This window comes from Microvirga sp. P4_G7 (assembly GCF_056401005.1).
The window spans coordinates 1-6,310 of the sequence record NZ_JBFUKD010000175.1 but is presented as its reverse complement, the minus strand read 5'-3'; the positions used below and the strand labels follow the sequence as shown (position 1 = coordinate 6,310).

The 6,310-nt window shown below is 61.0% G+C and carries 6 protein-coding genes; 3 read left to right on the top strand and 3 right to left on the bottom strand.

What is annotated here, in order from left to right; all coding sequences use genetic code 11:
• Positions 1-647: 647 nt before the first annotated feature.
• Complete coding sequence (locus AC1DT3_RS09900) at positions 648-1,715, top strand: Gfo/Idh/MocA family protein (protein WP_477465085.1); 1,068 nt, start codon at positions 648-650, stop codon at positions 1,713-1,715.
• Here AC1DT3_RS09900 and AC1DT3_RS09895 read toward each other — a convergent pair.
• From AC1DT3_RS09895 to AC1DT3_RS09885, 3 genes are read right to left on the bottom strand one after another with little or no spacing between them, the layout of a single operon-like run.
• Positions 1,705-2,652: a Rossmann-fold NAD(P)-binding domain-containing protein gene (locus AC1DT3_RS09895; RefSeq protein ID WP_477465084.1), complete on the bottom strand. Its 948-nt coding sequence runs from the start codon at positions 2,650-2,652 to the stop codon at positions 1,705-1,707. The genes AC1DT3_RS09900 and AC1DT3_RS09895 overlap by 11 nt on opposite strands.
• Positions 2,652-3,293: a helix-turn-helix transcriptional regulator gene (locus AC1DT3_RS09890; RefSeq protein ID WP_477465083.1), complete on the bottom strand. Its 642-nt coding sequence runs from the start codon at positions 3,291-3,293 to the stop codon at positions 2,652-2,654. The genes AC1DT3_RS09895 and AC1DT3_RS09890 overlap by 1 nt, the downstream gene beginning before the upstream one ends.
• Entirely contained in the window at positions 3,293-4,405 is a 1,113-nt protein-coding gene (locus tag AC1DT3_RS09885; protein WP_477465082.1) for an aminotransferase class I/II-fold pyridoxal phosphate-dependent enzyme, read from the bottom strand. The genes AC1DT3_RS09890 and AC1DT3_RS09885 overlap by 1 nt, the downstream gene beginning before the upstream one ends.
• Before the next feature lie 170 nt (positions 4,406-4,575).
• Here AC1DT3_RS09885 and AC1DT3_RS09880 point away from each other — a divergent pair, with 170 nt between their 5' ends.
• Positions 4,576-5,688 carry an aminotransferase class I/II-fold pyridoxal phosphate-dependent enzyme gene (locus tag AC1DT3_RS09880; protein ID WP_477465081.1) on the top strand — a complete coding sequence of 371 codons (1,113 nt, stop codon included), beginning with the start codon at positions 4,576-4,578 and terminating at the stop codon, positions 5,686-5,688.
• 17 nt (positions 5,689-5,705) lie between these two features.
• Positions 5,706-6,310: M20/M25/M40 family metallo-hydrolase (locus AC1DT3_RS09875; protein ID WP_477465080.1), on the top strand; the 605-nt coding region annotated here is incomplete at its 3' end.

The following is a 6,310-nucleotide window of genomic DNA, read 5'->3' as shown; positions in this document are numbered from 1 at the left end:
GTTCCAGACATCGGCGTCGTCGTTACGCCAGCTCTCGATGGTCAATGTCTGGGCTGAGGCCGCGTGAGCAATGGTCATCGCCGCCGCAGCCACCGAAGCGGTGGCGAGAAGCTGACCGGCGCGGCGCAGGAGTGCCTTTTCGTGAAGAGGTGTCATGGTATTCCTCCGTAAGACCCGATCGGCGTCTGCGACGCCTCGGTGATGCGATCCCTCGACTCGCCCGCGCGAACTTCGCCGCGTTCCACTGGGCTGCGATGCCGATAGAATTGGACGCCGCCCCAATCAGGACAAGTGATCTCATAGTGGTATCGCTCACAGGTTGAGGGGACAAGGTCATCGGAACCGTGTCACTCTAGTACGATGTGACTATCCTGAGCGCCGAAATTCTCTCGCCGGATCGCCTTGACAAAATCCGGTAGCGCTCTTGAACCCACGCGCGGACGCGGCGGGATCGGCTGCGTTGCAACGTTTCTGAGCGAGGCACATCCGGCGGCCTACCGCCGAGACGGTGCGACCAGTTCCAAACCTGCGGGAACGATTGCTCGGCATCCAAGGCCGGGGCATTCGAGGATATGCCCCCCTTTCTTGACGGAATGCTTGCGGTCCCTCAGACCATTCTGGTCGGGATCCCTTCGGGAGAGGGCAAAATGGGCGCGAAACGGGTTCTCGTGGTCGGGCTGGGCAGTATGGGTCTCTCCCATGCGCTTGCCTATGCGCGGATCGACGGCTTCGAAATCGTCGGCCTTTGCGCGCGATCGATCGCGACGATGTCGCTACCCCCCGCATTGCAAGGTTTGCCGCGATACACGAATTATGAAGAAGCCCTCGCCGCCGTGGCGCCCGATGTGGTTTCGATCAATACATTCTCGGACACGCACGCGCCCTATGCGATCAGGGCTCTGGAAGCGGGCGCCGATGTCTTCGTCGAGAAACCTTTGGCCGACACGGTCGCCGATGCGGAGCGCGTGGTCGAAACGGCGATCCGAACCGGTCGTAAGCTCGTGGTCGGGTATATTCTCCGGCACCACCCGTCTTGGATCAAGTTCATCGACCTCGCGAAGACGCTCGGTTCCCCGCACGTCTTCCGTATGAATCTCAACCAGCAATCGAGCGGCAGAGCTTGGGATGCTCACAAGCGTCTGCTGCAATCCCTTTCGCCGATCGTGGATTGTGGCGTGCACTATCTGGACGTGATGTGCCAGATCACCCGGGCGCGTCCGGTCCAGGTGCACGCGGTCGGCACGCGGTTGAGCGAGGAGATGCCGGCAGGCATGTACAATTACGGCCATCTGCACGTGGCTTTCGACGACGGCTCCGTCGGTTGGTATGAGGCGGGATGGGGGCCGATGATGAGCGAGACGGCCTATTTCGTGAAGGATGTAATCGGCCCCAAAGGAAGCGTCAGTATCGTCATGTCGGAAACCGCGGGTCCGATACGATCGGACGATATCGATGCGCATACGAAGACCAATCAGATCCTACTGCATCACGCGGAACTGGCGGCGGACGGGTCGTTCGCGCGGCAGGACGAGCGGATCGATACGGCAGACGAGCCGGATCATGACGCTCTTTGCGAGCGGGAGCAGCGGTTTCTTCTGCGCGCGATCGCCGAGGATCTGGATTTGACCGACCACATGAACGATGCCGTCAGGAGCTTGCGCATCGCGCTCGCAGCCGACGAGGCCGTGCGCACCGGACGGGTGGTCAGCCTCTAGCGAGAGCCACCTTGGCGATGGCGATGTCCTGCGCGGCAAGACCAGTCAGATCGGCGATCGTGATGTCGTCGCCGCGGCGTGCCACCAAGCTGGGATCGGCAAGCAGGGCGCCCAGTTCGACACAGGTTGCCGGATCGATTCGATTGTCGCGAGCCGCTGTCGCGATCTCGCCATGCTCGACACATTGCGTGCGCGAATCGACGACGATGGTGTCAGCACAGGCGACGAGTTCCGTCGCCAACTCCTGCTTCCCAGGGGCATCGGCGCCGACGGCGGTGATGTGTGTTCCGGATCGAATCCAATCCCTCTGAACGAGCGGTTCTCGCGACGGTGTCGTCGTGATGAGGACATCGGCGATGCGGCACATGCTTTCCAGCGACGAGCATGCCGAGACCGCGATCCCATGCGTCGCCATATCGTCGCAATAGGCGTCAACTTGCGATGCCGTGCGGCCCCATACGCGAACCTGAAAGGCGCGATGGCGCCAGATCCGGCGAAGCGCCCGTACCTGTAAGCGCGCCTGAGTACCCGTGCCTACGATCGCGACGGTGAATGCATCACGCCGCGCCATGGCATCGGTCGCGATAGCGCCGGCCAGCCCGGTTCGCAAATCGGTGAGCCATCCCTCGTCCTGCAGCAACGCCAAGGGTGCGCCTGTCTCCGCTGAGAAGACCATCGACAGACCGTTGCTGCTCGGGAGACCGATCCGTACGTTGCCGTAGAAACCGGTCGACACCTTCACGACGAAAATAGCGTCGCCGAGGATACGTCCGGATTTGATGTGACAATCGCCGTCCGCGTCGGGAAAGCCGAGATAGCCGATGGGTGGCATCGTAACTTTTCCCGCGGAGGCAGCCTTGAAGGCGTCTTTCAGTCCTTCGATCGCTTGATCCCAATCGATCCGAGCCTGGATTTCATCGCGCGTGAGGATCAGCATCAGTCGTCGTCCTTCTTGCGCAGGTAGTTGTAGACGGTCGCACGGCCAAGCCCCAAAATCCGCGAGATATAGGCGGCCGCGTTACGTCCGCCGAACGCGCCGTCGCCGGCGAGATCGGTTACGAGCTGCTGTTTCTGCACACGGCTCATGTCCGCGACGTTCACGCCCCGCTCCCGAGTCCAGCTCTGGATGTACTCGTTGATCCGCTCGTGCCAATCCTCCTTGAACAGAAGTGCTGGCTTTTCCGATGTTTGCGGAACCGAAACGAGTGCGTTCAACATCTGCATCGCGGCGTGGAAGTGCGAAACGTCGACGTTGATGCAGAGAATGCCGGACGGCCGATTGCCGGTTCGAAGAACGGCGCTGACGGACTTGATCCTTCGCCCGTCCCAATTCACTTTCTCGTAAGGCCCGATGATGAGATCGGACGGCCTGAAGTCGATTTCGTTCAGCAAGGAAGGCTCGCCGAGTTCTCGCTTGGAGAAATTGTTGGCGATGTAAAAGACAGTTTCGGTCGYCAGGTCGTGCAGCACCACCTCGGCATAGGGCTGGAAAAGCAGCGCGATGGCATCGCAAACATGCGTGTAGGACGCAAGGTCAACGCTCTGCGACGCGTTGTTTGTGGAGCGCTCCTTGGCCATCACAGCTCGCTGCGGACGAAATCGGCCAGACGGTCGAGTCCAGCTTGGAGATGCGATCCCTGGGCGCCGATGCCGATGCGAATATACTTGTCGAGACCGTAGACATCGCCAGGCAACAGCATGATGCCACGTTCTTCACGCAGGCGGTGGACGAGGGCGGTGGAATTGATGTCCATGGTGTAGTGCACGAACGCCATGCCGCCGGCCTTGGGCGGAACGAAGGAAAAGACATCCTCGTTCATGGCGACCCAGGCATTCATGAGAGCAAGGTTGTCCTTCAGGATCCGCTTGCTGCGCGCGAGGATTTCCTGCCGCTTCACCGGTTGAACGACGATCTCGGCGACGAACTCGCTGACGGCGCCAGTGGTGATAGAGGTATAATCCTTGCTCTGCCACGTGGCGTAGATTTCCGCGACAGGTCCGACGAGCCAGCCAATTCGCAATCCCGGCAGCGCCATCGCCTTCGACAGGCCGTTCGTGACGATCGCCCTTTCGTAGAGGTCAGCGAAGCTTGGAGGTTCTACTCCCTCCAGCTCCGCGCCCTTATAGACTTCGTCGGCGTGGAGATAGACGCCATGCTGGCGCGCAATCGCCACGAGGCCGTCCATGGTTTCGCGCGGGAGGACGCTGCCGGTCGGATTGTTCGGGTGGCAGATCGTCATCATCCTCGTCTTCGCGGAAACGACGTTTCGCACGTCGTCGAGGTCCGGAATCCATCCGAGCTCTTCGCGCAGAAGCACCTCTTTCACGTGGACGCCGATGGCGCGGGCCCAACCCCAGATCTGCAGGTAGTTCGGAACGAACACGACAAGTTCGTCGCCTGGCTCGAGTACCGACATGACGAGGAGAAAGTTCGCCTCGGCCGAGCCGTTGGTGACGATCACATTGTCTGCTTGCCGGCCGAGATAGAGACGGGCGATGGCCTCGCGCAATCCGACCTTGCCGTTGGTCCAGCCATAGCCGAGTTCGACATCGAGCAACGCGTCGCGTTCTCCAGGCGTCAAGAGCTCCTTGAGGGAATAAGGATGCACGCCGCTGTCGGAGAGATTGTACTCGACGGTGTTTTCATAGAGCGACTGAATCCGCTCCAGGGTGAACTCTTCGATTTTCATGGCGTTTTCTCGACAATGGGAGCCGCGAGATTTCCCTKTAGCATCCTTCGAGTGGACAAAAAAGTCTAAAATAGACTTGACTGTTTAAGTTGGTCCTTGCCAATGTAGCGCCCTCGGTCGCGACGCGCGGCCGGCAATCGATCGTCTTTGCCAGCCTGATGGAGCCCGCCGTGGAATTCGATACGTTCCTGATGGAGCGCAACCAGACGCTGTTCGAGAACGACGTCGAGATCAATCTCACCGAAAGTGGGGTCCATCCCTGCACCATCGAGGACATTCTCCCCTCCTTGGAAGCGCAGTCGCTCTTGAAGCTGCCTCTCGGCTACGGGTGGACTGATGGACGGCCGGACCTGCGCGAGGCCATTGCGCGTTGGTACGACGGTGCGAATGCATCGAATGTGCTCGTCACCAACGGGTCCTCGGAAGCGACGATGATCGCTCTCATGGCGCTGGTTGAGCCCGGCGACAAAGTGTTGTTTGCGGTGCCGAACTTCATGCAGGTGGACGGTCTCGGACGCGCGCTCGGCATGGACGTACGTCGATTGCCGTTGCTTGCGGACCAGGGCTGGCAGATCGATGAACCCATGCTTCGCCGGGAGAGTGCGGGCGCGAAACTGATTGCGGTCACAAATCCGGGCAACCCTACGGGTGCGGTATTCTCGCCAAAGAGCCGCGCGGCCCTGGTTGAGGTCGCCGAAGAAGCGGGCGCCTGGCTCATGGTCGATGAGATCTATCGCGGCGGGGAGATCGACGGCTCGGAAACCATGAGCTTCTACGGTGCATATCCGCGCACCATCATCACCAGCAGCCTGTCGAAGTCGTTTGCCTGTCCCGGCCTTCGCCTTGGTTGGATCGTCGCGCCTGACGACGTCGTCGCCGAGACCGCAAAAAGACAGGATTATACGACGATCGGAAGCAGCATCGTGAGCCAGGTTCTCGCAGCCGCTGTAATGGCACCGGAAACGCGGGAACGCATTCTGGGCCGGGGCAGGGCGATCTTGCGGGAGAACGTCGAGATCGTGTCTCGCTGGGTGGAGCGACAGAATCGCTGGTCCTGGCAACGGCCCGCCGCTGGCGGCATGGCATTTCTGCGCTATGATTTCCCCATGAAGTCCGAGGAGCTGTCCGAGGAACTCCGCAAGGAAGAAAGTGTATTCGTCGTGGCGGGAAACTGGTTCGGCATCGAAAACCACATTCGCGTCGGCATCGGTGTCGAGAAAGCCCATCTCGCCGAGGGCCTCGCGCGTCTGGAGCGCTTTCTCAAGCGCCGCGGTCTCACCTGAGATCGGCGGGGCGGCAAATGGCGTTGACGGACCAGGTACTGCGCGGCGAGGACGAACTCCGCCAGCTCGTCGCCATTCCATCGGTCAGCGCGCGGGGCGAAAACCTCGTCGAGTGCGCGGAGGTCGTGCGCGGCCTCTTGAGTGAAGCGGGTTTCCGAACCACGATTCATCCCGGCCAGATCGGCCCCTTTGTCGTAGGCGAGATCGGCAGCGGCCCGCTGACGGTGATGATCTACAATCACTACRACGTCCAACCCGAGGAACCGGTTTCTTTGTGGCAGAGCGCGCCGTTCGAGCTCGTTGCGCGCGAGGGCCGCTGGTATGGGCGCGGCGTTGCCGACGACAAAGGCGAGTTCGTCAGTCGATTGGCGGGTTGGCGCCTCTTTCGTGAGCAACACGGTGGCCCATTGCCGTTCAGGCTCATCTGGCTCGTCGACGGCGAAGAGGAAATCGGCAGTCCGTCATTGGAGGACTTTCTGAAGGACCACCTGGCGGGGGTGCAGGTGGACGCGTGCTGGTGGGAGTATGGCGAAATCGATTCCAGCGGGCGCCCGGTCATCCTGTGCGGATTTAAGGGCGTTCTCGGACTCGAGCTTCGATGCAAAACAGCGCGGGCCGATTT